Here is a 22,512-nt window from a genome sequence, read left to right as displayed (position 1 = left end):
AGCCGTTTTGCGGTCGTCGACTCACGCCGCTGTACAGCACGAGGAACAAGGGATGTTCGCGCCGGCCAATGAAACCCATTTTGCCCTGACCATCGAAGGTCTTTCCGCTGACTTTCAGGTATTCACCCTGCAAGGCCGCGAAGCCATCAGCCAGCCTTTTGTGTTCGAGGTGGAGCTGGTCAGTGAGCAGCCGTCGCTGGACCTCGAAACCCTGCTGCACAAACCGGCCTTCCTGCAACTGTCGCCTGACGGCAGCGGCATCCACGGCCAGATCTACCGCGCCGCGCAAGGCGATTCCGGCAAACGCCTGACCCGTTATTCGGTGACCCTGCGCCCGCAACTGTCCTACCTGGCGCATCGCGTCAACCAGCGAATCTTCCAGAACCTCAGCGTGCCGAAAATCATCGGTATGGTCCTCGAAGAGCACGGTATTCAAAGCAACGCCTACGAATTCAAGACCGGTTCGATTTATCCCGAGCGCATCTACTGCGTGCAATACGATGAATCGGACCTGCATTTCATCCAGCGCCTGTGCGAAGAAGAAGGTATCCACTACCACTTCGAGCACACGGCGACGGCGCACAAACTGGTATTCGGCGATGACCAGACGGTGTTCCCGAAACTCAAGCCTGTGGCCTATCAGCAAGACTCCGGCATGGTCGCCAGCGACCCGGTGATCAAGCGCTTCGACCTGCGCCTGGAAACCCGCACCAGCCGCACCACCCGCCGCGATTACGACTTCGAAAAACCACGCCTTACTCTCGAAAGCGAAAACCGTGGCGACGCCCTGCCCGACCTTGAAGATTACGATTATCCGGGCCGTTTCATCGACCGCGAACGCGGCAAACACCTGGCCAAACGCGCCCTCGAACGTCACCGCAGCGACTTCCAGCTCGCCGAAGGCAAGAGCGATCAACCGTTGCTGGTCAGCGGCCACTTCCTCGCCCTGACCGCGCACCCGAAAGCCAAATGGAATGACCTCTGGCTGCTCACCGAAGTCCTCCACGAAGGCAAGCAGCCGCAAGTGCTCGAAGAGTCGGTAACCAGCGACACCACCGCGCTGAAAGACGATTTCCACCAGGGCTATCGCAACCGCTTCCAGGCGACCCCATGGGACGTGCCGAACCGCCCGCCCCTGCGCCATCCAAAACCGCGCATCCTCGGCAGCCAGAGCGCCGTGGTCACGGGCCCGAAAGGCGAAGAGATCCACTGCGACGAATACGGCCGCGTCAAAGTCCAGTTTCATTGGGACCGCGAAGGCCAGGCCGATGACAAAACCAGCTGCTGGCTGCGCGTCTCCAGCGCCTGGGCCGGCGCCCAGTACGGCGGCATCGCCATCCCGCGTATCGGCATGGAAGTGCTGGTCACCTTCCTTGAAGGCGACCCCGATCAACCGTTGATCAGCGGCTGCCTGTACCACAAGGAAAACACCGTCCCGTATGAGCTGCCGGCGAACAAGACCCGCAGCACCTTCAAGACCCTCAGCTCCATGGGCGGTGGCGGCTACAACGAACTGCGCATCGAAGACAAAAAAGGTCAGGAACAGATCTACCTGCACGCCCAGCGCGACTGGGACGAGAACATCGAGCACGACCAGAAAATCCGCGTCGGCAACGAACGCCACGACACCGTCGAAAAGAACAGCTACAGCGAATTCAAGGCCGAAGAACACCACACCGTCTACGCCGACCGCAAAGTCGAAACCCGCGCCAACGACCACCTGACCGTGGGCGTCAATCAGCACATCAAGATCGGCACCGGCCAGTTCATCGACGCCGGGCAAGAAATCCACCTCAGCAGCGGCATGAAAGTGGTGATGGAGGCTGGCGCCGAACTGACACTGGTCGGCGGCGGCAGCTTCATCAAGATCGACGCTGGCGGCGTGACCATGAGCGGCCCGGTGATCAACATGAACTCCGGCGGCAGCCCAGGGAGCGGCACCGGCGCCGCCCCGCTGATGCCTGGCATCCTGAAACAGGCCGACGCCGACAAGGCCGGCCAGGTCCTGACCCCGGCCCAGATCAACACCCTCAAACGTAACGCGCCGTTCTGCGAAGAATGCGAAAAATGCAAGGCAGGTGCCTGTGCCATCTGATCGAATTACACCCAAGGATTGGCTCGCGCAACAGCCGTTGCAGACTGGCGAGCGCTTGTATCTGGTCATCAGCGCGGCGAGTGATTCCGACGCGCTGAAAAATCTCTACCTGACCGAACCCACCGCCCAGCTCATCCCGATCTGGGGCGGCACGCCCTACTCCACTTGGCAACCGGTGATGCCGTATGTCACCGAACTCAAAGCCAATTCCGCGTTCCTGCCGTGGATCGCTGAAGCCGATGCCCTCGATTGGGGCTGGCTGGCGGTGTCGCGTTCCGAGCCGAACGACGTTTTCGAGCATCTGCGCAGCCTGACACAGGTGAAGATGCCGGACGGGACCGAGGTGTTTTTCCGGTTTTGGGATGGGCGGCATATCTATCCGATTCTGCATGGATTGGGGGAGAAGGCTGGGGAAGTGCTGCCGATGTTTGAGCGGTATTTGATTAATGGGCAGTCGCTGGAGGTTGGGACGCGGGTTGTGCCGAACGTGCGGGACTGGCCGTGGTGGGAGGTGCCGAAGCCGTTACTGGATGGCTTGGCCAAGGAAAACCCGACGACGCTGATCAGCAACTTGATGCAGTGGCTGGAAGAAGACCGACCAGACATTTATACCGCTTGGCCCGAGAACAACCTGAAGCTGAAAATCAGCCGTTTCGTGCGCCGTCCGGACGCACCGAAAAACCTTAAAGAAGCACTGTTAAATCACCTGATTCTGGAGCAAGGCTGATGGTCGCAAAGGAACGCATTGCCTTCGTTGACAACCAACTGAAGAATTTCAAGAACAGCCTGACGATTTACCAGAAGCAAACCCATTCCTGGTACGCAAGTCTGGCTGATGAAGTCAGCCACAAGACCGATAAACCTTCCCTGCTGGGTATGGAACGGATCCTCAAAGCCGGCAGATCCTCGACCGCGGTAAGCATGACAGATGACAATTTCAGCGTCGTGGCTCAATGCCCGCTGAAAGGCCCTATGCTGATCGAGAGCAAATTCGAATCTCTTTATGATATTCCCGTGGGGAATATTGAAGTCGAGATCGTTCCAGAGGGTGGCGGCGCCATCAACAAGGTCAAGCTTGATGCTCAGGGTAAAGCCAGTTGGTCAGGTGGGGTCCCGGGTAAAAAATACGTAATCCGTGTTCATAACGAAGTAACGCCAGCGCAGATTGACACACTGTTTGACTCGTACAAGGGACTCAACAGTGAACTCGAAGGTTTTCTGCGCAACAAATGGACCGGGCCTGGCGGATATCGCCAGCAGTGGTCAAGCCTATCTCTTTCCGGCACGGTCATGGCTATTGGTAGCGGCATCCTTGACGGTGGTTGGGAGGCAATTAAAGGCGTTTGGGATGGGATCAAACTTGTCCTGGATATCCTTCAGGACCCCGGCAAGTTTGGTAAAAAACTCGGCGAAGGTGCACAAGAGCTTATCGAAGTAGCAAAAACCGCCCCTGAAGTCATGAAAAAGGCCATGCTTTTGGCCAGTGACGAAGCAGCGCTTTTCCTGATGATGCATACAGCGGTTATTTGGCTGGCTAGCTTGCCCCCAATGAAAACAGCAGGTGATGCCGCGAAAATGACTACGGCGGCAGTCGTCGGCATTGCCATCGATATCGTCATCTCGATCGTTTTGACGGTGGCCGCTGAAGGAACTGGCCTGATTTATCTGGTCGCACGCATAAAGAAATATGGAGAAATCGTCCTCAACGCCGTAGTTAATTTTGTTAAGTCGATCTTCGAAATTATTAAGGGCTTCATGGCATACGTTACCAAGTATGTTCCAGTTGCGGCGCGCGGAATAGGAAGGCAGATTAAGCAAGGAACAGTGCAAGTTCGCTTCGATGGAAAATCGAATGCTCGGATAGGAACTGCGGCGCACGCTGACGATGCATCTAGACAAGCCACGACCCCCGCTAATAAAAGCGCGGAGCCTGTGTCCTGTACGCGCGTCGACAAGTGCCCGGTTTCGATGGTTACCGGCGAAGAGTTATTGACGCTGACCGACGGTCAACTCGACGGGCTACTGCCATTTGAGTGGACGCGTCTCTACAGAACCAGCGCGGTGGAAATCGACTGCGGCTTGGGTTATGGCTGGAGCCATGCCTTGGCTCATCGCATCGAAATCAATGGCGATGAAGTCACCTGGACCGACCACGAAAACCGCTCAACCCCCTTCCCACTTCCAACCGAACAACGCCCGGCCATCACCAACAGCCTCTCGCGCGCGGCAATTTTCCTCGGTGACGATCCATCGGAACTGATTCTGGCCCAGGCCGGCAAGCGTCCATCGTTCTACCACTTCCGCTTTAACAGCAGAGGCGCCACCCTGATCGCCATTAGCGACAGCTATGGCAATAGACTGCACGTCACACGCGATATCCATGGTCGTATCAAACGCCTCGACAACGGCGCCGGTCGCGCCTTGCTTCTGCGCTACGACCGAAAACACATCGTCGCGATCGACTATCAGCAGTTCCTGCCCGCGGATAATCTGGAAGACGCCTGGAATACGGTGCAAACGCTGGTCACCTACAGCTATGACACTCAGCATCGTCTGATCGAGGCGAAGAACGCGGCCGGTGAAGCCGAACATTATCGCTACAACGAACAGCACGTCATTCTCGAGCGGCAACTGGCGGGCGGCGCTGCGTTCTACTGGAAGTGGGAGAACGAAGGCAAACTGTCTCGTTGCACACATCACTGGGCCAACTTCTCGCAGATGGAGGCGCACTACGCCTGGGATGACAAAGGCAGCGTGACTGTCACCAACGCCGACGGCAGCGAAGAGGTGTACACCCACGATGATCAGGCACGACTGATCAGCAAGATCGACCCGGACGGTGCCGAGCATCTCAAGGCCTACAACGACAAAGGCCAATTGATCGCGGAAAAGGATCCGTTGGGTGCCGTCACCGAGTACAGCTACAACGACAACGGCTTGATGACTGCCGTCATCCCGCCGGAAGACGAAGCCACCACGTATGAATACGTCAACGGTTTCGTCAGTGATGTTCATCGCGGCAAAGCCAGTTGGAAGTACCAACGCAACCGTCAAGGCGATATCACCCAGCAAATCGATCCGGACGGCAATGCCACGCTATACAGCTACGACGGCCAGGGGCGTCTGCTGGAGATTCGCCACCCGGACGGCAGCCGTCATCAACTCGGCTGGAACAACCTCGGCCAGTTGCTGGAAGAACGCCTACCCGATGGCGGCCAGCGCAAGTATCGCTACGACGCGCTGGGTCGGCAGATTACCCGCCAGGAAGAGTCCGGCGCCATTACCCAATACCAGTGGGACGCCGCTAATCGCCTCGCCCAAGTTACACTGCCGGGCGGTGCAACCCGTGCGTTTACCTATAACGCCTACGGTAATGTCACCGCTGAACGCGATGAACTCGGCCGCATCACTCGGTACGAATACGCCGACAACCTGCATCTGGTCTGCCGCCGCATCAATCCGGACGGCAGCCAACTTCGCTATCGCTATGACAACTCTCGTCTGCTGCTGACTGAAATCGAAAACGAGCGCGGCGAGCAATACCACCTCGACTACTACGCGAACGGCCTGATCCAGCAGGAAACAGGCTTCGACGGTCGTCGCACGGCTTACGAGTATGACCTCAACGGCCAACTGCTGAAGAAAACCGAGTTCGGCGACGATGGCAGCGAACTGGTCACTGAGTATCAGCGCGATGCGGCTGGCCGGCTGCTGGTGAAAACCCTGGCCGATGGCGAAGAAATCCACTACAGCTACGACGCCCTCGGTCGCCTCGTAAACGTCGATGACGGCAACTGGCCGCTCGCCTACAAATACGACCTGCAAGACCGCCTCATCGAAGAACACCAAGGTTGGGGCACCCTGCGCTACGAGTACGATAGCGTTGGTCAGCTCAAACACTGCCGCCTCCCTGACGGCAGCAAACTCGATTACCGTCACCAACCGGGCGGACAACTGAGCAGCATCGACCTCAATGGCTCGCGCCTGACCTCTCACCAGTTCAGTGCTGGGCGCGAACAAAAACGTCAGCAAGGTTTGCTGCTCAGCCAATACCAGTACGACGAACAAGGCCGCCTGCAAGCCCACACTGTTGGCCAGCGAGACAAGAACCTGTTCCAGCGTCGTTATAATTACGATGCCAACGGCAACCTCGCTGGCATTGATGACAGCCGCAAAGGCAATCGCAGCTACCACTACGACCCGCTCGATCGACTCATCAGCGTGCGCGGTGCTACTCCGGAAAGCTTCGCCCATGACCCGGCGGGCAACCTGCTGGGCCAAAGCAATGAAGGCACAGCAAACCTCGCCAACGTCAAAGGCAACCGCCTGCTGATGCAGGGTGATCGCCATTATGACTACGACGCCTACGGCAATCTGATTCGCGAGCGCCGTGGCACAGGACAGAAACTCGTCACCGAATACCGCTACGACTGTCAGCACCGCCTCGTCGGTGTCAGCCTGCCGGGTGGAAGCATCGCGAGCTACAAATACGACGCCTTTGGCCGCCGTATCGAAAAAACCGTCGACGGGCACACCACCGAATTCCTCTGGCAAGGTGAACGCCTGATCGCAGAAAGCGCTGAAAACCGCTATCGCAGCTACATCTACGAACCGGGCAGCTTCCGTCCACTGGCGATGCTCGATGGCGAAGGCCCGCGCAAGGCTACGCCGTTTTACTATCAACTCGACCACCTCGGCACACCGCAGGAGCTCACCGACTACAGCGGTGAAATCATGTGGTCGGCGAAGTACCGAGCCTACGGTAATCTCGCCGCGCTGGACGTCAGCGAGATCGATAACCCGTTGCGGTTCCAGGGTCAGTATTTCGATGCGGAGACAGGGTTACATTACAACCGGCACCGCTACTACAATCCGGGAACTGGACGGTTTTTGACGCCGGATCCGATCAAGCTTGCGGGTGGGTTGAATAACTACCAGTACGTGCCTAACCCTACGGGGTGGGTAGACCCTCTAGGTCTAGCTAGCGGCCCGACAAATTGTCCACAGCCTGTCCCAGGCGGAACATGGAAATTCAATTCTGAGGTTGATTTAGACTGGAGGGATACACCTGGGACGTCATACCAGCAAATGCACAAAGGATTGGACGAGGCATTTACTCGAACAGGCGTGCCGAAAAACGAATTTTCAGTTACCAAGTGGGGCAAAGACCAATATGGAAAATCTTACCCAACAGAATGGCGCGTATTAGAGGGCAGAAATAAGGGTGCAGAAGTAAACATAGATGATCCTCGCCTCGTTCCTTCTGGTGATGGTCCGGCAGATCCTCATGTCGGTTACCAAACGCCAGGTAAGCGTGGTACAGGTGGGGCTGTTAGAGGACACATATTGTTAGAATCTGTGCCTGTATCACGCGCGAGAATTGGAGATCCTCAATGAACTACCTAGAAAAAGAAATCGATTCGGCATTATCAGAGCAGAACTTAGCGCATGAGAAATTACGCGAGAATGAACTATCTAAATTGATCATGAAGCTAACGGCATCATTTTTTTCTTCTGAAACAAAGGGCCTCGACCCTTTTTACTTGAGGAGCCCCCAAAAAAAACACGATCCAGACTTCTGGAAAAAAGTAGACATTCTCGAAAATTTTGAAAACCCCTTACTAATAGTTCAAGACAGTAAGATTCACGCTTGGAAACTAGCAACCTCTGCAGATCTTAAAACGCTATTTTCCGAAACGACTGGATTCCCATTCTGGATAGTCGACGACAACTTCAAAGTGCTAATCTATATGGATGATCATGATTGCGTTCATACCAGCGATAGCACTCATTAAAAACAAATCGACTCTAGGTAACCGAAAGAAATAAAACAGGGACAGACCACGACTCCTTATTTTAAACGGGGCAGATCACAGTTTTTTACATCCATAATCTCCCGCCTGGGAACTCCCCTCTTTCTCGCTATTTAACGTGATCCGTCCCTGAACAACATGAACAGCAAGATTTACGAAGAATATAACTACTGGCTTGGACCGAATGAAGACTCAAATTGGAATGAGTACATTACTGAACAGGTAGCTCATGGAGTTTTAGGAAAATTTAACGCCATGGACTGGCAACAACTTAATGAAGCAATTCTTTCAAAAGAGGAATACTGGCAAGAAAGAAGCGCTACTGCTCTCGGAGAGTTGCGATCGCCCGAAGCGATAGAGATTTTAAAAAAACTTCTTGACTCTACGTTCTCCAAGGTAGCAGTCGCCGCAGCTTCCGAACTTGATTGGACTGAAGCAGTTATTGAGGAAAAATACTCTAATAAAATTCAGAGAATAATAGACAATCTACCCGATGAAGAAATTGATTGTTACCCTGAACTCAAAAACCTATTAAAAAAATCACAAAACCAAGGTTCCTAATAAAAACTGAAAGCCTGAGTTTTTAAGACGAGTAAAAAGCCTCTACAAGTACGGAAACCGCTTTAACTTCGTCAACCTGCTGGGTAGAAATGAATCTGTCATACACAGCTTTCCAGCCTCACCTGAACAAGTTAAAAAATACATGGGCAATGTAAAATGAGACCCAAACTAAAGCACGAACTTCAACCAATTCGAGTGCCAAGCGGCTGGACAATAACAATCAACAACTTTTTTGAGGTTGAGTTAACCCCAGAAACTAACGACTGGTTCACCTGTTCAGTACTGTTAGGGGGCGTAAGGCGTAGTACTGGGCACTGCTTCGATTCTAGAGTAGAGCCAGAGGGAGACCCCGACGGAGAGTTTGTAATTGATTTCCTAAAAATCGAATATGACCACAAAGGAAAACCGGTGAAAAACTCCGAAGTTTTTCTCGGCGAATTCAGAACTAAAAGCAAGATTGAATTCATCAAGCAGATTGAATCATTCATGATCGAAGCATGAAATACAAATAGAAGAAAAAATAAAAGCGCAAAAAGATAGGACAAAAAAATGTGAAAGATTTATTTTCTACAAACTGAAAATAAATCCACTCCCGTCCCCCCGGAGCGCCATTGAAAATTTTGATGACTTTGGAAAAAGCCTCAATGAAAACAACCTTTGAAACAGCTTTAGAACTTCATGAAACATCTGATTTCTTCAAAGGCAATGGAAAATATTTTGCTCGCGGCTCTGACTGGGGAGATCATCTTTTCATTAGCAACTGGCAGGAAATGTGCGGAACTTTAAAACATCAAAAAGCAGCACAACACCTGCTGACAACTATATTTGAAAATTATGTAGAACACTTAAAAGAAGATTATTCAGATGCAGAAGGATTGCTTTCAAACATAAGCGCTTACTACACACTTAAAAACAAAATCGCACTTCTGTCGGACAATAATTACGACTTGATTGAGAGCCTTGACGAAAAAAGCAAAAACAACATAGGGAAATTATTCCGTCTCCTTAGACAGCACTACGACATAAAAAACGAACTCTTGCCAAGATACAAATTTAATGATGAGATCAAGCGATTAAAACTCAAAGGCTGTCTAATTGACCTCGAACACCTTTGAGCAAGATATTTAATGTGACTACCTCATACCACCGTAAGCTCGATACTTGACCAGTCCTCATGAATAAACATCAGATCACTCTAGCCAATGGATGGACAGCAACCTTTGATAACAACGGTGAATTCCGTATGGGAGCCGAAGGTTGGAGCTTGTCTTTGCAAGGGCCGGACGGCAGGAATATTCATTACTTCGCGGACCAGATCATTCTGGTCAACGATGACGACGGCACCCAGGCAAATTCATGCCTGCGTCTATCTACTGATGGTGTTTACGGTTATTTGAGCACAGCCGTTGATAGCTGCTGGGTGATCGATTTTTCGCGATGCATGATCGCTCCCCATCGGGTAAGCATCTATCACTACCATGACGCCTACGATGAAAGCGTCGCAGCTTACGAGCAGCCGGCCTTCAAACGCGCGAGGCAATACATCAGCGTTGTTGGAAAGTACATTTATCTGACCTTCCCTCTAACCAAAGATGAGGACTTTCCCAAGGTATGGGAGGAGTACCTCTCGATACGCAGACGCCAGCTGGATGAGTTGTATTTCAGAAACTGATCAAAGGGCGCCATCGTCAGCGAAGTGCTTTCACGCGCCCTACCCGATCAACTCATCTGCCACGTCGTACTTAACCACCACCCGATTCCGATACAACCTCACCCTCTCCACCAATTCCCCAACCTGCCCCTTCTCCCGCACCTCCCGCCAAATCTCATTCTCCCGATACACCCGCGCCCCCTCCCGCACAAACCGATGCGCCTCTTGAAACACGTGATAGCGATATTCTCTCACCCGATCACACAACAACTCCCCTTCGAGTTGTGTCTCGCCGACGTTCAACTTCAGCTGAAAGCTCCGATCCGTCGGGTTATGCAGCACCAGATCAACGTAGTTGTAGAAGATCGCCGCCCCTGACCCGAACGGCAGCACCCGCCCTTCATCCGGAAACGGGTCGAAGCTGTGGTTGGAGCGCTCGACCACCACCAGCGGTGAATGAATCGCCATCCAGTGGATCAGGTTGCTCAGTTGGCAAATTCCACCGCCTACCCCGCGTCGTGCCTCGCCGAAGGACAGTTCCATGCCTTCAACGTAGCCGCGCTTCACAGTCGGGCGGCCGACGAGGCGGCAGAAGGAGAAGTGTTCGCCGGGGGCGATGATGACGCCGTCAATGGCGGCGACGGCGAGTTTGAGGTTGATGACTTTGTTGTGTTGCAGGGCGAGGTCCGAGTCGCCGAGTTTGCGGATGAGTTTCGAGGTGTGTTTGAGGTAGCGAAATGGCAGGCGCTCGGCCGTGGCGACGGGGCGTGCGTAGCGTTTGCTGGAACAGCGCCAGGCAATTTGGCGGAACAGTCTTTTTTGCCACACGCGCAGCCAGTACAAGCCCGGGTGGTAGAGGGAAAGTGGTTTCATCCGTGACACAACGGCGTGCGCCGTTTCTTCCTTGAACCGTGAGGGGGCGCGCATTTTATCCGGGAATGACCGGCAGCACCCCATGCATTTCATAAGATCAGTCGTCTTTCTTCGGCATACATTTACCGTCACATCCGCAAATTAAGGTTCGCCTAAGGTTGCATCGCTACGATCGCGGCCAAGAAACCTTGTTGCCCTTGAATCGCAGATGAGTCCTTCCGACATGAAAGCGTTTGATTTACCAGCCCAGCCAGCGTCGAATTTCAGCCTTGTCCTGGTAAATTACAAAACCCCGGACATCACTAAAATGTGCCTCGAACTTCTGCGCGAGCACGTCCAGGAGCAACGCATTCCGGTGTGGGTGGTGGATAACGATTCGGCGGATGCCAGTCTCGATTACTTGCGTTCGCTCGACTGGATCAACTTGATCGAACGGCCTTCGCCGGGCAAGGAAGCTGGCCATATTGCGCACGGTAAAGCACTGGATCTGGCACTGGAAAAAGTCGACACCGATTATCTGTTTCTGTTGCACACCGACACCTTTGTCTATGACAAGGAAGTGTTTGCCATGATGATGCGCGAGTGCACGAAAACGCCGGACATGGCTGCAGTCGGTTGTGTCGAACAACTCAATCGCGGGATTGTGCGTGATACCTGGCGTTTAACTTCGCGTTTCTGCAAGCACTATGTTCGTAAAGCGAAAGTGCGTCTGGGTATGCGTTCGAAAATGCCAAGGCCGTACAAAGAAACGCATCTGAAAAGTTTCTGCACATTGTGGAATGCGCGCTTGATGAAGTCCCAAGGCCTGCACTTCTGCATGGATGACCTCGTGCCCGGCTACACGTTGCAAGATCGAATGAGCAGCCTGGGCTATGGCATCAAGTTTCTATCACCGCGCAAGATTTTCAGCTATCTGGATCACATCCAGGCAGGCACCGTCGCGGCGGCGGGCACCTACGGGAAAAATCACCGCAGGACAAAAATGTATCAGGCCACGCTGAAGCGCTTTCAAGAGCAGCAAGCCTGACGTGCAAATCTCGGTTTAATCCACCGCAAACAAAAAGGGCGACTTTTAAAGTCGCCCTTTTTGTTTGCAGAAATTGTATACAACTACTCCGTAGAGGTGTTCGCCCAGTGTAATGGCCTGGCAATCCATGCACCGGTAAAGAGCCCTGACACTGGGCGAACGGGAGGGATTTTAATGGAAGTTGGCAGATATGTCCTCATGCTTAAACATGAAATTTATGTACCAGAAAGTTAAAAAGTGTGTACCACCGATATTTACCGGGAAACTTCCGACAGACTTTTTTATATGATTGTTCTCATACATAAACCTGTACAAGAACAATCATTCTGTAGAGCTAATACTCAACTTTCGTGTTGACTGGTCACTTTCAAGATATCGGTGTAAGTGACAATAACGCTCTGCCCTTCTTTCAGATCTTTCAGTTTGGCTTGGATTTCAGGCTTTTTCACGTCGAGAACTTTCGACACGCCCGCCGGGTTTTGCAGGGTCACCTGATTTGTCTTCAAATCAATTTTGGTGATTTTCAATTGCACCTGAACCTGACGATACGCCTCGCCACCGGGGTTATCGCTGCCCGGGGCCTTACGCAACTCACCGGTACGTTCGGTGGTGCCAGGCAGACCTTTATCCACATCGGTGTCGAGGTAAGCGGCGACAGAACGCTGTACCTGAATGTTGACCTGATCGCCGGGCTTGAGATTGGCGAGGTTTTTCGCCTTATCAGTGAGCTGAACGTGAACCGGCTTGCCTTCGGCACCTTCGAGCACAACCTGATGGTTGGCGGCATCGACGGAGATCACTTTGGTGATGACCTGATCTGCTTCAACAGTGGCAGACAGCGGAATATCGGCAGCCATGGCGCCGAAGCTGGTGGCGGACAGTACGGTTGCGAGGGTGATGGCCTTGGCCAATGCGTCGAGCTTCATAAGCAATACTTTCCCTGTGATGAATGGCAGCGCCCGGCGCCGAATTGGCTTCGGCGACGAACGTGCCACTGAGCATAGACGCTGTTCAGGGCTTGGCTTTGGTTTGTGTTGAAGAGGTCTGTTGTTTTGCGGTGTCCTGCGCGGTGGATTCGCCGCTGGGCGTGCCTTTGCCGCTGTTTTCACGCTGTTTCGGGTCGGTGGGCCGCAGGGCGTCGTTGTCGCGTTCGGTTTCGCCGGGTGGCCGGGGTTCGTCGGGGTGTTCGCCTTGGGTGATGGGTTTCATGGGGTTGTCCTCAGGCTTTGGGGTCGTCGAGTTCACGGGCGACGTTGATGGCGGGTGAATCCTTGTGCAGGTCGTCGGCCTTGGCACGCAGGAACTGCCATTGTTCAAGGTCGATGGCGCCTTGGCCGAGCAGGTCGTCGGCGATGCGTTGCAAGTCAAAATAGTGCGCGTCGGGGGATTGCTGCCAGTAGGTTTCGTCGTCGAACAGGCGCTGCCAGGAATTCAGGTCTGGAGGTTGCAGGTCATCGCTCATGGGGGAGTCCTCGACGGCGTTTCGCAAAGGTGTGAGAGATATTTGGTAGAGGGGTTGAGAAGTAGCGGAGTTCCGGCCAATTTCTCTGTGGTGTCTGGGCGGGCGCTTTCGCGAGCAGGCTCGCTCCCACATTTTGATCTCGGTCAGATCCGGATTCTGCGCCCGTTACAACTCGCAGTTTCTACGAGGCGCTGTCAGTACCCGGTCATTTCCAGATAGCCTTGGCCGGGATGGCTGCCGCTGATGTGCACCGGGCCCTCCCAATAAGGGATGCGCAGGTTCATCCAGGCATTGGGGTTAAGCGCGTCGAGGGTAATGTCGAGGTGTTTGTCGGGGATGCTGATCGACCATTTCACCGGCATCGCCCGGCCGGCGACGTTGGCGGTGTCTTGCGGGGTGAGCCGGATCTGCGAACTGCGCAGGGTTTGCGTCTGGCCGTCGGCAGCGATCCAGGTGCCAGTGAGATACGGCGCGCCGTCCTTCTGGCGCATGCGGTAGAGCATCACGTGTTCGCCGCTGTCCAGGTGCAGAGAGAACCAGTCCCAACCGGTTTGATTGGCGGTCAGCGGCTGGCTGCTCCATTCGCGATCAAGCCACGCCGGGCCGCTGACGGTGTAGCTCTGGCCGTCGATCTGCAACGTGCCGCTGGCCTGAAAAAACGGCTGGCTGTAGTAATACGACGCCTGACCTTCTTCGGATTTCTGACTGAAGCCCTTGTCGCCCTGCAACACCAACGGACGACTGGACGTTAGGTGCAGTTGATAGGCGAAATCCTTGTCGCGCGCGCTGAGTTGCAGGTCGCTCAGCGGATCCTGCGCCTGACTGGCGAATCGCCAATCATCAATCCACGCCTCGAACGGCGCCAGCCGCACACCGGCCTGCCCTACTCCACCTCGGGCGTAACGTTCGGCAGCGTGATGCACCGTGCTGGAAGTAACCGCCGCGTGCCCCAGCCAGATCGTCTGGTTGCCCCACCCCGCCTGCTCCGCCACGGGTTTCAGCGCACTGCGAAACAACGTCCACTGCACGCCGAATTCATTGCCCTGCTGATCCTTGAGATTGGCGGTGACGTACCACCACTCAATGCGAAACCCCTCATGCGCAGCGTGATCCGCCGGAAAACTGAACACTCGCCCCGGCACCACCGGCGTAAATGCCAACGCCTGATCGCCCATCCCGGCAAAGCCCTTCTGCTCCGGCACCGATTGATCGCAACCACCGAGCAGCAACAAAACCATCAGCACAACGAAGTTAATCCTCATGGGCAAACGTCCTCAGCAGGTCCGCCGGTTGCGTGCGGTACAGCGAGTACAGCGGCCATGCCGACGCCAGCAACGTCGCCAGCAACGCCCACCCCATCAACTGCAGCAATTGCCACGGAAACACCCGCAACGGCAGCCGCCAGCCAAACGCTTGCACGTTGATCACCGCGTCCAGACACCACGCCAGCGCGATGCCTAGTGGCAACGCCAACACCAGCGTCAGTACCGCCAGCAGCCAGGTCTGCCCGAGATTGAGCAGCATCAGCTGCCGTCGCGTTACGCCAAGCGCCCAAAGCGGTGCGAGTTGGCCGAGGCGACTTTGACTTTGCGTCAGCAGGCTGATGAACAGCGCCACGCCCGCCACCGCCAAGGTCAGACTGTTCAACGCCGCCGTCGCCGCAAAGGTCCGCTCGAAAACCTGCACCGACCAGCCCTTGAGCCGCGCCTGATCGACGATGCGGCTGTCATCGAGTTGAAAGCGCGCCTGCAAGCCATTCAACAACGGCGGAATGTTCCGCGGCTCAATGCGCAGATTGAACCGGTTCGGCGTCAACTGCGGCCAGCCGCGCAGCAGGTGGTTGATGTTGACCAGCAAGTGCCCCTTGGGATTGCCATAGTCGGCGTAGACGCCAACGATGCGCGGCGACCACGCACCATTCGGCGCAGGAATCGTCAGTCGATCACCCGCCCGCACCTTCAGCCGACGCGCCAGTTGTTCGCTGAGCATCACCGCATCGTCGGTAGCCAGATGCGCCCACGGGTCGCTGCCACTGACATCGAGCAACGGCCAGTGCTGGCGATAATGCGCGTGATCGATGATGCCGAACACCTCCGCCGGCCAGCCCTGCAACGTCACCGCGACTTGCCAGTTGGGCAGCACTGCCGCGACGTTCGGCTGCTGCTTGAGCCAGCTGTACATTTCGCGCGACTGTGCCGGATTGCTCGGGTTGATATACAACTCGGCGCTCAGGCGTTGTTCCAGCCAATCGTTGAAAGTCTGGCGAAATCCGGCGGTCATGCTGCCCGCGCCGATATTGGCGGCGAGCGCCAAAAGCAATGCCATCAACGCCAGACTCAGTGCCGGCAGTTGCTGGCGGCAATCGGCGAGAGACCACTGACCGAGCACCGAGCGACTGCGTCCGAGCAACTGATTCAACAGCGCGCTGAGCAACACCGGCAGCGCCAATGCGGCGCCGATCAGCAATCCGGCCATCAGGACAAAACCGCTGGCCAGACTGTCGCCCCAGATCAATGCCGCCAAGGCAATCAAACCCAACAGCGCTGCCAGCCAGCCCTGACGGCGCAACCAGCGCGCATATTGCTGATGCCAGGCCTGCGGATCGGCCACCGCCAACAACGGCAAGCGTGCGGCACGCAACAGACTATTGGCCCCGGCCAGCAAGGCGCCAAGCAGGCTCAAGCCGATGCCGCTGAACCACCACCAGGTGCTCAGGCGCAACTGCCCCGCCACTTCGGCGCCATACAATCCGCGCAGGCTGGCGGCGACATCCGGCAGCAAGACACTGGCCAACCAATAGCCGCTGATCACACCGAACAGTCCACCGATCAGTGCCAGCACACCCAGCTCAACGATCAAGCAGAAAATCAACATTTGCGCGCTGACCCCGCAGGCGCGCAGCGTACGCAGCAGACCGCGCCGTTGCTCAAGCGCCAGCCCGATAGCGGCGTGGACGATGAACAAGCCAACCACGAATGACAAAAAACCCAACGCATCGAGATTCAGGTGAAAGCTTTCGGTCAGGCGCGCCAGATTGTTTTCCTCGCCGCTGCTTTTGAGCTGCAACTGACCCTTGAACGCGGCGGGCAACTCGGCGTGAAAATCCTTGGGCAGCAACAGCCGCGACAATTGTCCGGGTTGTTCCAGCAGGGTTTGCGCGACGCCGATGTCCACCAGCAACAGGCCGGGCGCCATGTCCTTTTGCGCGAGCAACGGCGGCAATCGCAGACCATTAGCCGTTTGCGGCGTGTCGCCTTCACGCAGATCCAGCGCTTGCAGAGTTTCCGGTGAAATCCACGTGCTCCCCGGCGGCGTGAAAAACTCGACAACACGCTCAATCGGCAGCGCCTGCCCGGCCACCGCCGAATCGGCCGGCAACGACACCGGTTCGATACCCATCAATTGCAACCGCTGATTTTCAAAACCCTTGAGCAGCAACCGGCCCTGCAACAGCGGCGACACCGGCCAGCCCTGTCGGCGCAGATCAACGAACCATTGCTGCGCGAAGGTCGCCCCGTTCGGCGTACTGAGACTGGCCTGCGGTTCGCCGCCGATCAATTGGCTGGCCCGTGCGTAACTGTCGCGCGCCTGACTGTTCAACGCTTCGACGCCGGTGAGCAGACTGGTCGCCAGCCACAGCCCGGTGAGCACACTGAAAAACTGCACCGGATGGCGCCGCCAATGGCTGAGCAGCGCGCGCAGGGTCTGACGGAAAACGTTCACGTCAGCCGCCCATTGGACAACATCACTCGCTGGGCTAAACGGGCCGCAACCCGTTGGCTGTGGGTGACCATCAACAAGGTGGTCGGGGTGTCATCGAGCAACTCCAGCAACAGCCGCAGGACTTCATCACTGGTCGCTTCATCGAGGCTGCCGGTGGGCTCATCGGCGAGCAGCAATTTCGGCTGCGAGGCCAATGCCCGGCCCAACGCAACACGCTGCTGCTGACCACCGGAAAGTTGCTCGGGATAACGCTTGAGCAAATCGCCGAGCCCCAGACGCTGCACCAGATGCGCCTGCCAACGCGGCTCATGCCGCCCGGCAAGACGCGCCTGAAACGCTAGGTTGTCCTCCACGCGCAGACTGCCGATCAGGTTGAACTGCTGGAACACCAGACCGATTTCTGTGCGCCGCCAATTCGCCAGTTGCGCCTCGTTCATCGCTTCCAATCGATGCGCGCCACTGCGGATGCTGCCGCTGTCGACTTTGTCGAGACCGGCCACCAAGTGCAGCAAGGTGCTTTTGCCACTGCCGGATTCGCCCATCAGCGCGAGGCTGCTGCCAGATTCGAGCGACAGGTCGACGCCTTGCAACACCGGCAATGGACCTTGCGGGGTGAGATAGCTTTTGAAGACGTTTTCAACACGAAGCATGCCGCCACCTGATCGGTCAGTGTGGGGCAAGGATAGCGGATGGCGGTGACAGACTTGAACTCAGCGTTGAATTGGCCGGCCCCTTCGCGAGCAGGCTCGCTCCCACAGGTTGATCGCATTCCAAATGTGGGAGCGAGCCTGCTCGCGAAAGCGTCGACCCGGACAAGCTGAAGCTCACTGCCCCGCCGCCACACTCGCCGGCGCCTGCAACGGCGTGACAATGCTGCCCAGATCAATGTGCTTCCACTCAGGCTTGGCCCCCAACCGCGCATTGAAGCGGTAGTTGAAGGTGAATTCATCCGCCGTCGCGACACTCAGTGGCTTGCCATAAACCGCCTCGATCCCCGCCAGGTCGTAACCCATCAACTGCAACAGCGTCGGAAAAATGTTGTAGTGACTGGAACGATCCTTGTTCGCCGCCAATTGCGCCGACCAGTCCAGCGTCTTCAGAGCGCTGCCCTGAATCACCACCAGCGGCACCAATCCTTCCTCCTCCACCGGATCGCCACCGCAATGGGTGTTCAAACCCGGATTGCCGCGTTCATGCAGATCCTGGCCATGATCAGAGGTATAGATCAGCAGCGCATTGTTCAGATTGCCCTCGGCGAACACTCGCGCAAAGAACTCGCCGACGTTCCACAACACGGTGTTCTTGTAGGCATTGCGGTACAGCACCCAGTCATCCGGCTGGCCATTGAAACCGTTGCGCTCGCCGGTATCCGCTACCTCGGTGAACTGCCCGCGCGGCAAGGTCGGGCGGTAAGCCATGAACGCATCCGGGTATTTGTCATGCACTGGGAAGTGCGCGCCGACCTTGTTGATCACCACCAGCTCTGGTTTGTCATCGTTGAGCAATTCGATGAGCTTCGCCGCTGCCGCCATGTCGCGATCGCGCACGCTGGTCTGGTCGAATTGCACGAACTGGTCGATGTCCTTCTTTTCGGTATCGGTCATCAGATTCTGCAGATTGCCGGCGGTACGCTGGGCATCGATGTAGACGGTGCGCAGCCCGGCCTTCTTCGCGTACTGCCAGATCGACGGCAGTGTGCTGTTGATGCGCATGTAATCGGCGCGGGTGCCGCCGTAGCGCAGGGTCACGTTGGTGTCGGCGCTGCAATTGGCGATGGACGCCGCGTAGCCGTAATTGAAGATATCGACGCCGGGACGCGCCTGTTTGAGGTTGCTGTGCACACCGAAAGGCGCGTTGATATCCAGGTAATTGCCGGAGATGCTTTCGTCGATGATCAGCACGATGTCATGGCCGACCGCCTGCGAGGTGCGCGCCAGTGTCACCGGTTCGCGCGGGCCGACCGTGTTATGCAGCGCTTCATAGGCAAACAAATTCAGATAGGCCAGCGGCGTGTACATGATCGGCAAGCCACGCGCGCCCTCTCCCGCACGCAAGAACAGCACGGCACTGAGCAGCAACACGCCGCACACCGGCGCCACCACACGTAACGCGTTGGGAATCGCCAGCCCATGGCGTGGTTTCAGGCCGATACCGAACAGCAACAACAAACCGCTGAGCACGCCGCGCAGGAGCGCGTCGCGGTACTGGTACGCCGCTTCCTGGATGAACCCGCCGGAGTAAACCAATGAAACGAAACCGCTGTAGGTCAGGTAATCCGCCGTGACCCGGGTATAGACATCGAAAAACACTGCCGAAACAAACATTGCCAATGCGAACACGTGGCGAATGAGAGTCTGCCTTATATACGCCATTAGATATAACGCAAAAGTAAGCGCCAAAAACATCGCGCCAAAAAGAAGTACAGCAAAACCGAGGCCGATAGCATTTAACCGATCAATGTAATATTCGGAATACATCAACAAATAAACAATTAACAACACTTCTTTGGCATATCTGAACATGGCGATACCGATCGGGCAAAACGGCAGGGAGTCAAAGGTTTGTCAGTCAGAACCTGACACTAGCACCCGGCCATCAAAGCGCAAGAATTGACTGTTTCATCAGGGAAAGCGTCAAAAAACCGGTGACTCAAATCTGACACATCGACGACGCCACAAGCCTTTAAATTAGCGGCTTTCGACCGTTTATCGCATATTTGAAATCTGAACAAATCTGCACAAAAGCAACAAATTCAATCGCAGCAATGACTTGATGGCCAATCGCCAAAAAATGCTCAAGTGTTATACAGATGCAACATGTCATTTTGCTGACACGCTTTTCAAACGCTGCGCTATACCCCTTTAACTATCTCATTCCGTAGTTAACTTTTGGTGTTATTGAGGTGCGCAGATGGACGTGAGCGTATTTGGCACTGGCTATGTCGGACTTATACAAGCCGCCGCACTTGCAGATGTCGGTCATCGCGTTTTATGCGTGGACATTGACCCAAACAAAATTAAACAACTGCAACAAGCAGTGCCGCCCATTAGCGAGCCCGGTTTGTCCAGCACGCTTGAGGAAAACATCAAGGCCGGCCGTCTGCTGTTCAGCACCCAGGCCAGCGACGCGGTCGAGCATGCCGAGCTGATCTTCATCGCCGTTGGCACCCCGGCCGATGAGGATGGCTCTGCCGACCTCAGCCACGTGCTCAACGTCGCCCGGCAAATCGCCTCGCACATGGAGGCCGATCGCACATTGATCATCAAATCGACGGTGCCGGTCGGCACGGCGGATCAAGTGCTCGCCGCCGCCAATAGCGAACTGCAACGCCGCGACAAGAGCAGTCTCACGGTGCGCGTGGTGTCCAACCCGGAATTCCTCAAGGAAGGCAGCGCCCTCGCCGACTGCATGCGCCCGGACCGGATCATCGTCGGCACCCACGACGACGCGGCCCGCGAGCAGATGAGCGAGTTGTACGCGCCGTTCTGCCGCAACCGCGAAAAACTGATGTTCATGGACAACCGCAGCGCCGAGCTGACCAAGTACGCGGCCAACGCCATGCTTGCCACGCGCATCAGCTTCATGAATGAGCTGGCCAATCTCACCGAACTGCTGGGTGCCGACATCGAAGCGGTGCGTAAAGGCATCGGCTCTGATCCGCGCATCGGTTACCACTTCATCTATCCGGGCTGCGGCTTCGGTGGCTCGTGCTTTCCCAAGGACCTGCGCGCCCTGCTGCACACCGCCGAACACAACGGCATGCCGCTGAAATTGCTGCGCAGCGTCACCGACGTCAACGACCTGCAGCGGCACATCCTCTTCAGCAAACTCAAAGCACAGTTCCCGCAAGGGCTGGCCGGCAAGTCCATCGCGATCTGGGGCCTGGCGTTCAAACCGAACACCGATGACATGCGCGAAGCACCGAGCCGTTATCTGATGGATGCGCTGTGGGCCGAGGGTGCCAGCGTGCAGGCTTACGACCCGGAAGCCATGTCCGAATGCCGACGCATTTACGGTTATCGCAATGACCTGCACCTGTGCGCCACCCGTGACGACACCCTCGAAGACGCTGATGCACTGGTGATCTGCACCGAGTGGAAAAACTTCCGCGTGGTCGATTTCGAACTGCTCGCCGAAAAACTGCGTTCAAAGGTGATCATCGACGGCCGCAACCTCTACAACCCGGAACAAGTGGCGGCCGCCGGCCTGCATTACAGCGGCATCGGTCTGCGCCACATTGCCCCTGAAGGACTGCTGCCATGAAGGTGCTGGTCACCGGTGCGGCCGGTTTCATTGGTGCCCATTGCGTGTTGCGGCTGCTGCGCGACGGGCACTCGGTGGTCGGTCTGGACAACTTCAACGGCTACTACGACCCGCAGCTCAAGCACGACCGCGTGCAGTGGGTGCGCGAGCAGGCCGGCGATTTCCAGCTCGCCACGGTTGATCTGGCCGATGCCTCGGCCATTGATGCGCTGTTTGCCCGCGAACGCCCGCAAGTGGTGATCCACCTCGCGGCGCAGGCCGGGGTGCGTTACTCGCTGGACAACCCACGGGCCTATCTGGACAGCAACCTCGACGGCTTCCTCAACATTCTCGAGAGCTGCCGGCATCACCCGGTCGAACACCTGATCTACGCCTCGTCGAGTTCAGTGTACGGCGCCAATCAGCACACGCCGTACTCGGTGCAGGACGGCGTCAATCATCCGCTGTCGCTGTACGCCGCGACGAAAAAAGCCAATGAACTGATGGCGCACAGCTACAGCCATTTGTTCGGCATTCCCTGCACCGGGCTGCGCTTTTTCACCGTGTACGGGCCATGGGGCCGGCCGGACATGTCGCCGATCCAGTTCGCCCGGGCGATCAGCGAAGGCACGCCGCTGAAGCTGTTCAACTACGGCGAGCACCAGCGCGACTTCACCTACATCGACGACATCATCGAAAGCATCGCCCGCCTCATCGAGCAGCCACCGCAGGTCAATCCGCAGTGGAATCGCGAGCAGCCCGATCCGGCCAGCAGCATGGCGCCGTGGCGTCTGTTCAATATTGGCGGGCAGCACCCGGTCGAGCTGAAAACCTATCTGGCGCTGCTGGAAAAGCACCTCGGTCAGACCGCCATTGTCGAGTTGCTGCCGCTGCAACCGGGCGACGTGCTCAACACTTGCGCCGAGGCCAGCGATCTGGCCCAGGCCACCGGATTTCAGCCCCGGATAGAGCTGGATGAGGGACTCGGGCGCTTTATCGCCTGGTTCCGCGACTACTACCCCACTGCCTATCGCCCACGCGCCGTTCGCGGCTGAATTCATGTGG

The 22,512-nt window shown here is 56.3% G+C and carries 19 protein-coding genes; 11 read left to right on the top strand and 8 right to left on the bottom strand.

All coding sequences use genetic code 11. From position 1 onward, the window contains the following. Positions 1-52 precede the first annotated feature (52 nt). The 8 genes from tssI to CCX46_RS11160 all read left to right on the top strand — a co-directional run bounded on the left by tssI (position 53) and on the right by CCX46_RS11160 (position 10,141). Positions 53-2,095 carry a type VI secretion system Vgr family protein gene (gene tssI / locus CCX46_RS11195; RefSeq protein WP_127926698.1) on the top strand — a complete coding sequence of 681 codons (2,043 nt, stop codon included), beginning with the start codon at positions 53-55 and terminating at the stop codon, positions 2,093-2,095. After that, complete coding sequence (locus tag CCX46_RS11190; RefSeq protein WP_127926697.1) at positions 2,085-2,822, top strand: DUF4123 domain-containing protein; 738 nt, start codon at positions 2,085-2,087, stop codon at positions 2,820-2,822. Before tssI ends, CCX46_RS11190 begins: the two co-directional genes overlap by 11 nt. After that, positions 2,822-7,492, top strand: coding sequence for a polymorphic toxin type 47 domain-containing protein (locus CCX46_RS11185; RefSeq protein WP_127926696.1), 4,671 nt, complete (start codon positions 2,822-2,824; stop codon positions 7,490-7,492). The genes CCX46_RS11190 and CCX46_RS11185 overlap by 1 nt, the downstream gene beginning before the upstream one ends. Continuing rightward, positions 7,489-7,890 carry a hypothetical protein gene (locus CCX46_RS11180; protein WP_127926695.1) on the top strand — a complete coding sequence of 134 codons (402 nt, stop codon included), beginning with the start codon at positions 7,489-7,491 and terminating at the stop codon, positions 7,888-7,890. The genes CCX46_RS11185 and CCX46_RS11180 overlap by 4 nt, the downstream gene beginning before the upstream one ends. A 156-nt stretch (positions 7,891-8,046) precedes the next feature. After that, positions 8,047-8,469: a HEAT repeat domain-containing protein gene (locus tag CCX46_RS11175; RefSeq protein ID WP_127926694.1), complete on the top strand. Its 423-nt coding sequence runs from the start codon at positions 8,047-8,049 to the stop codon at positions 8,467-8,469. Between the two features lie 156 nt (positions 8,470-8,625). Next, the gene (locus CCX46_RS11170; protein ID WP_127926693.1) at positions 8,626-8,970 is read left to right on the top strand and encodes a hypothetical protein; all 345 of its coding nucleotides are present in this window, start codon (positions 8,626-8,628) and stop codon (positions 8,968-8,970) included. 122 nt (positions 8,971-9,092) lie between these two features. Further along, positions 9,093-9,584: a hypothetical protein gene (locus CCX46_RS11165; RefSeq protein ID WP_238704393.1), complete on the top strand. Its 492-nt coding sequence runs from the start codon at positions 9,093-9,095 to the stop codon at positions 9,582-9,584. 59 nt (positions 9,585-9,643) lie between these two features. Continuing rightward, positions 9,644-10,141: a hypothetical protein gene (locus CCX46_RS11160; protein WP_064392907.1), complete on the top strand. Its 498-nt coding sequence runs from the start codon at positions 9,644-9,646 to the stop codon at positions 10,139-10,141. Between the two features lie 39 nt (positions 10,142-10,180). Here the strand turns inward: CCX46_RS11160 and CCX46_RS11155 are convergent, their stop codons facing one another. Continuing rightward, positions 10,181-10,993, bottom strand: coding sequence for a VanW family protein (locus tag CCX46_RS11155; RefSeq protein ID WP_127926692.1), 813 nt, complete (start codon positions 10,991-10,993; stop codon positions 10,181-10,183). Between the two features lie 223 nt (positions 10,994-11,216). On the opposite strand from CCX46_RS11155, the gene CCX46_RS11150 reads away from it, so the two are divergent. Beyond that, the gene (locus tag CCX46_RS11150) at positions 11,217-12,020 is read left to right on the top strand and encodes a glycosyltransferase family 2 protein (RefSeq protein ID WP_095111611.1); all 804 of its coding nucleotides are present in this window, start codon (positions 11,217-11,219) and stop codon (positions 12,018-12,020) included. A 341-nt stretch (positions 12,021-12,361) separates the two neighbouring features. Here CCX46_RS11150 and CCX46_RS11145 read toward each other — a convergent pair whose 3' ends face one another. From CCX46_RS11145 to CCX46_RS11115, 7 genes are all read right to left on the bottom strand, one after another. Next, positions 12,362-12,946 carry a hypothetical protein gene (locus CCX46_RS11145; protein WP_016983329.1) on the bottom strand — a complete coding sequence of 195 codons (585 nt, stop codon included), beginning with the start codon at positions 12,944-12,946 and terminating at the stop codon, positions 12,362-12,364. Positions 12,947-13,031: 85 nt separating this feature from the next. After that, on the bottom strand, positions 13,032-13,229 hold the full coding sequence (locus CCX46_RS11140; protein ID WP_064392911.1) for a hypothetical protein: 198 nt from the start codon (positions 13,227-13,229) through the stop codon (positions 13,032-13,034). Between the two features lie 10 nt (positions 13,230-13,239). Beyond that, positions 13,240-13,482, bottom strand: a complete 243-nt coding sequence (locus CCX46_RS11135) for a hypothetical protein (RefSeq protein ID WP_127926691.1) — start codon at positions 13,480-13,482, stop codon at positions 13,240-13,242. 194 nt (positions 13,483-13,676) lie between these two features. After that, the gene (locus CCX46_RS11130; RefSeq protein WP_127926690.1) at positions 13,677-14,744 is read right to left on the bottom strand and encodes a lipocalin-like domain-containing protein; all 1,068 of its coding nucleotides are present in this window, start codon (positions 14,742-14,744) and stop codon (positions 13,677-13,679) included. Beyond that, positions 14,734-17,205 carry an FtsX-like permease family protein gene (locus CCX46_RS11125; RefSeq protein ID WP_127926689.1) on the bottom strand — a complete coding sequence of 824 codons (2,472 nt, stop codon included), beginning with the start codon at positions 17,203-17,205 and terminating at the stop codon, positions 14,734-14,736. The genes CCX46_RS11130 and CCX46_RS11125 overlap by 11 nt, the downstream gene beginning before the upstream one ends. Next, positions 17,202-17,855, bottom strand: a complete 654-nt coding sequence (locus CCX46_RS11120) for an ABC transporter ATP-binding protein (protein WP_127926688.1) — start codon at positions 17,853-17,855, stop codon at positions 17,202-17,204. Before CCX46_RS11120 ends, CCX46_RS11125 begins: the two co-directional genes overlap by 4 nt. Positions 17,856-18,029: 174 nt before the next feature. After that, positions 18,030-19,727, bottom strand: a complete 1,698-nt coding sequence (locus CCX46_RS11115; protein ID WP_127926687.1) for a sulfatase-like hydrolase/transferase — start codon at positions 19,725-19,727, stop codon at positions 18,030-18,032. Positions 19,728-20,115: 388 nt separating this feature from the next. Between CCX46_RS11115 and CCX46_RS11110 the strand changes: the two genes are divergently transcribed. Beyond that, positions 20,116-21,468: a UDP-glucose dehydrogenase family protein gene (locus tag CCX46_RS11110; RefSeq protein WP_127926686.1), complete on the top strand. Its 1,353-nt coding sequence runs from the start codon at positions 20,116-20,118 to the stop codon at positions 21,466-21,468. After that, on the top strand, positions 21,465-22,502 hold the full coding sequence (locus CCX46_RS11105; RefSeq protein ID WP_127926685.1) for an NAD-dependent epimerase: 1,038 nt from the start codon (positions 21,465-21,467) through the stop codon (positions 22,500-22,502). Before CCX46_RS11110 ends, CCX46_RS11105 begins: the two co-directional genes overlap by 4 nt. Positions 22,503-22,512: the final 10 nt, after the last annotated feature.

The organism is Pseudomonas sp. RU47 (assembly GCF_004011755.1).
Lineage (GTDB): Bacteria > Pseudomonadota > Gammaproteobacteria > Pseudomonadales > Pseudomonadaceae > Aquipseudomonas.
This window is presented reverse-complemented; position numbering and strand designations above follow the sequence as displayed.

Excerpts from the sequence above, each read along its gene's own strand:
- tssI (WP_127926698.1), top strand. The coding sequence starts at position 53 with ATGTTCGCGCCGGCCAATGAAACCCATTTTGCCCTGACCATCGAAGGT.
- CCX46_RS11105 (WP_127926685.1), top strand. The coding sequence starts at position 21,465 with ATGAAGGTGCTGGTCACCGGTGCGGCCGGTTTCATTGGTGCCCATTGC.
- CCX46_RS11160 (WP_064392907.1), top strand. The coding sequence starts at position 9,644 with ATGAATAAACATCAGATCACTCTAGCCAATGGATGGACAGCAACCTTT.
- CCX46_RS11115 (WP_127926687.1), bottom strand. The coding sequence starts at position 19,727 with ATGTTCAGATATGCCAAAGAAGTGTTGTTAATTGTTTATTTGTTGATG.
- CCX46_RS11135 (WP_127926691.1), bottom strand. The coding sequence starts at position 13,482 with ATGAGCGATGACCTGCAACCTCCAGACCTGAATTCCTGGCAGCGCCTG.
- CCX46_RS11145 (WP_016983329.1), bottom strand. The coding sequence starts at position 12,946 with ATGAAGCTCGACGCATTGGCCAAGGCCATCACCCTCGCAACCGTACTG.
- CCX46_RS11140 (WP_064392911.1), bottom strand. The coding sequence starts at position 13,229 with ATGAAACCCATCACCCAAGGCGAACACCCCGACGAACCCCGGCCACCC.
- CCX46_RS11130 (WP_127926690.1), bottom strand. The coding sequence starts at position 14,744 with ATGAGGATTAACTTCGTTGTGCTGATGGTTTTGTTGCTGCTCGGTGGT.
- CCX46_RS11175 (WP_127926694.1), top strand. The coding sequence starts at position 8,047 with ATGAACAGCAAGATTTACGAAGAATATAACTACTGGCTTGGACCGAAT.
- CCX46_RS11165 (WP_238704393.1), top strand. The coding sequence starts at position 9,093 with ATGACTTTGGAAAAAGCCTCAATGAAAACAACCTTTGAAACAGCTTTA.
- CCX46_RS11120 (WP_127926688.1), bottom strand. The coding sequence starts at position 17,855 with ATGCTTCGTGTTGAAAACGTCTTCAAAAGCTATCTCACCCCGCAAGGT.
- CCX46_RS11170 (WP_127926693.1), top strand. The coding sequence starts at position 8,626 with ATGAGACCCAAACTAAAGCACGAACTTCAACCAATTCGAGTGCCAAGC.
- CCX46_RS11110 (WP_127926686.1), top strand. The coding sequence starts at position 20,116 with ATGGACGTGAGCGTATTTGGCACTGGCTATGTCGGACTTATACAAGCC.
- CCX46_RS11155 (WP_127926692.1), bottom strand. The coding sequence starts at position 10,993 with ATGAAACCACTTTCCCTCTACCACCCGGGCTTGTACTGGCTGCGCGTG.
- CCX46_RS11150 (WP_095111611.1), top strand. The coding sequence starts at position 11,217 with ATGAAAGCGTTTGATTTACCAGCCCAGCCAGCGTCGAATTTCAGCCTT.
- CCX46_RS11185 (WP_127926696.1), top strand. The coding sequence starts at position 2,822 with ATGGTCGCAAAGGAACGCATTGCCTTCGTTGACAACCAACTGAAGAAT.
- CCX46_RS11180 (WP_127926695.1), top strand. The coding sequence starts at position 7,489 with ATGAACTACCTAGAAAAAGAAATCGATTCGGCATTATCAGAGCAGAAC.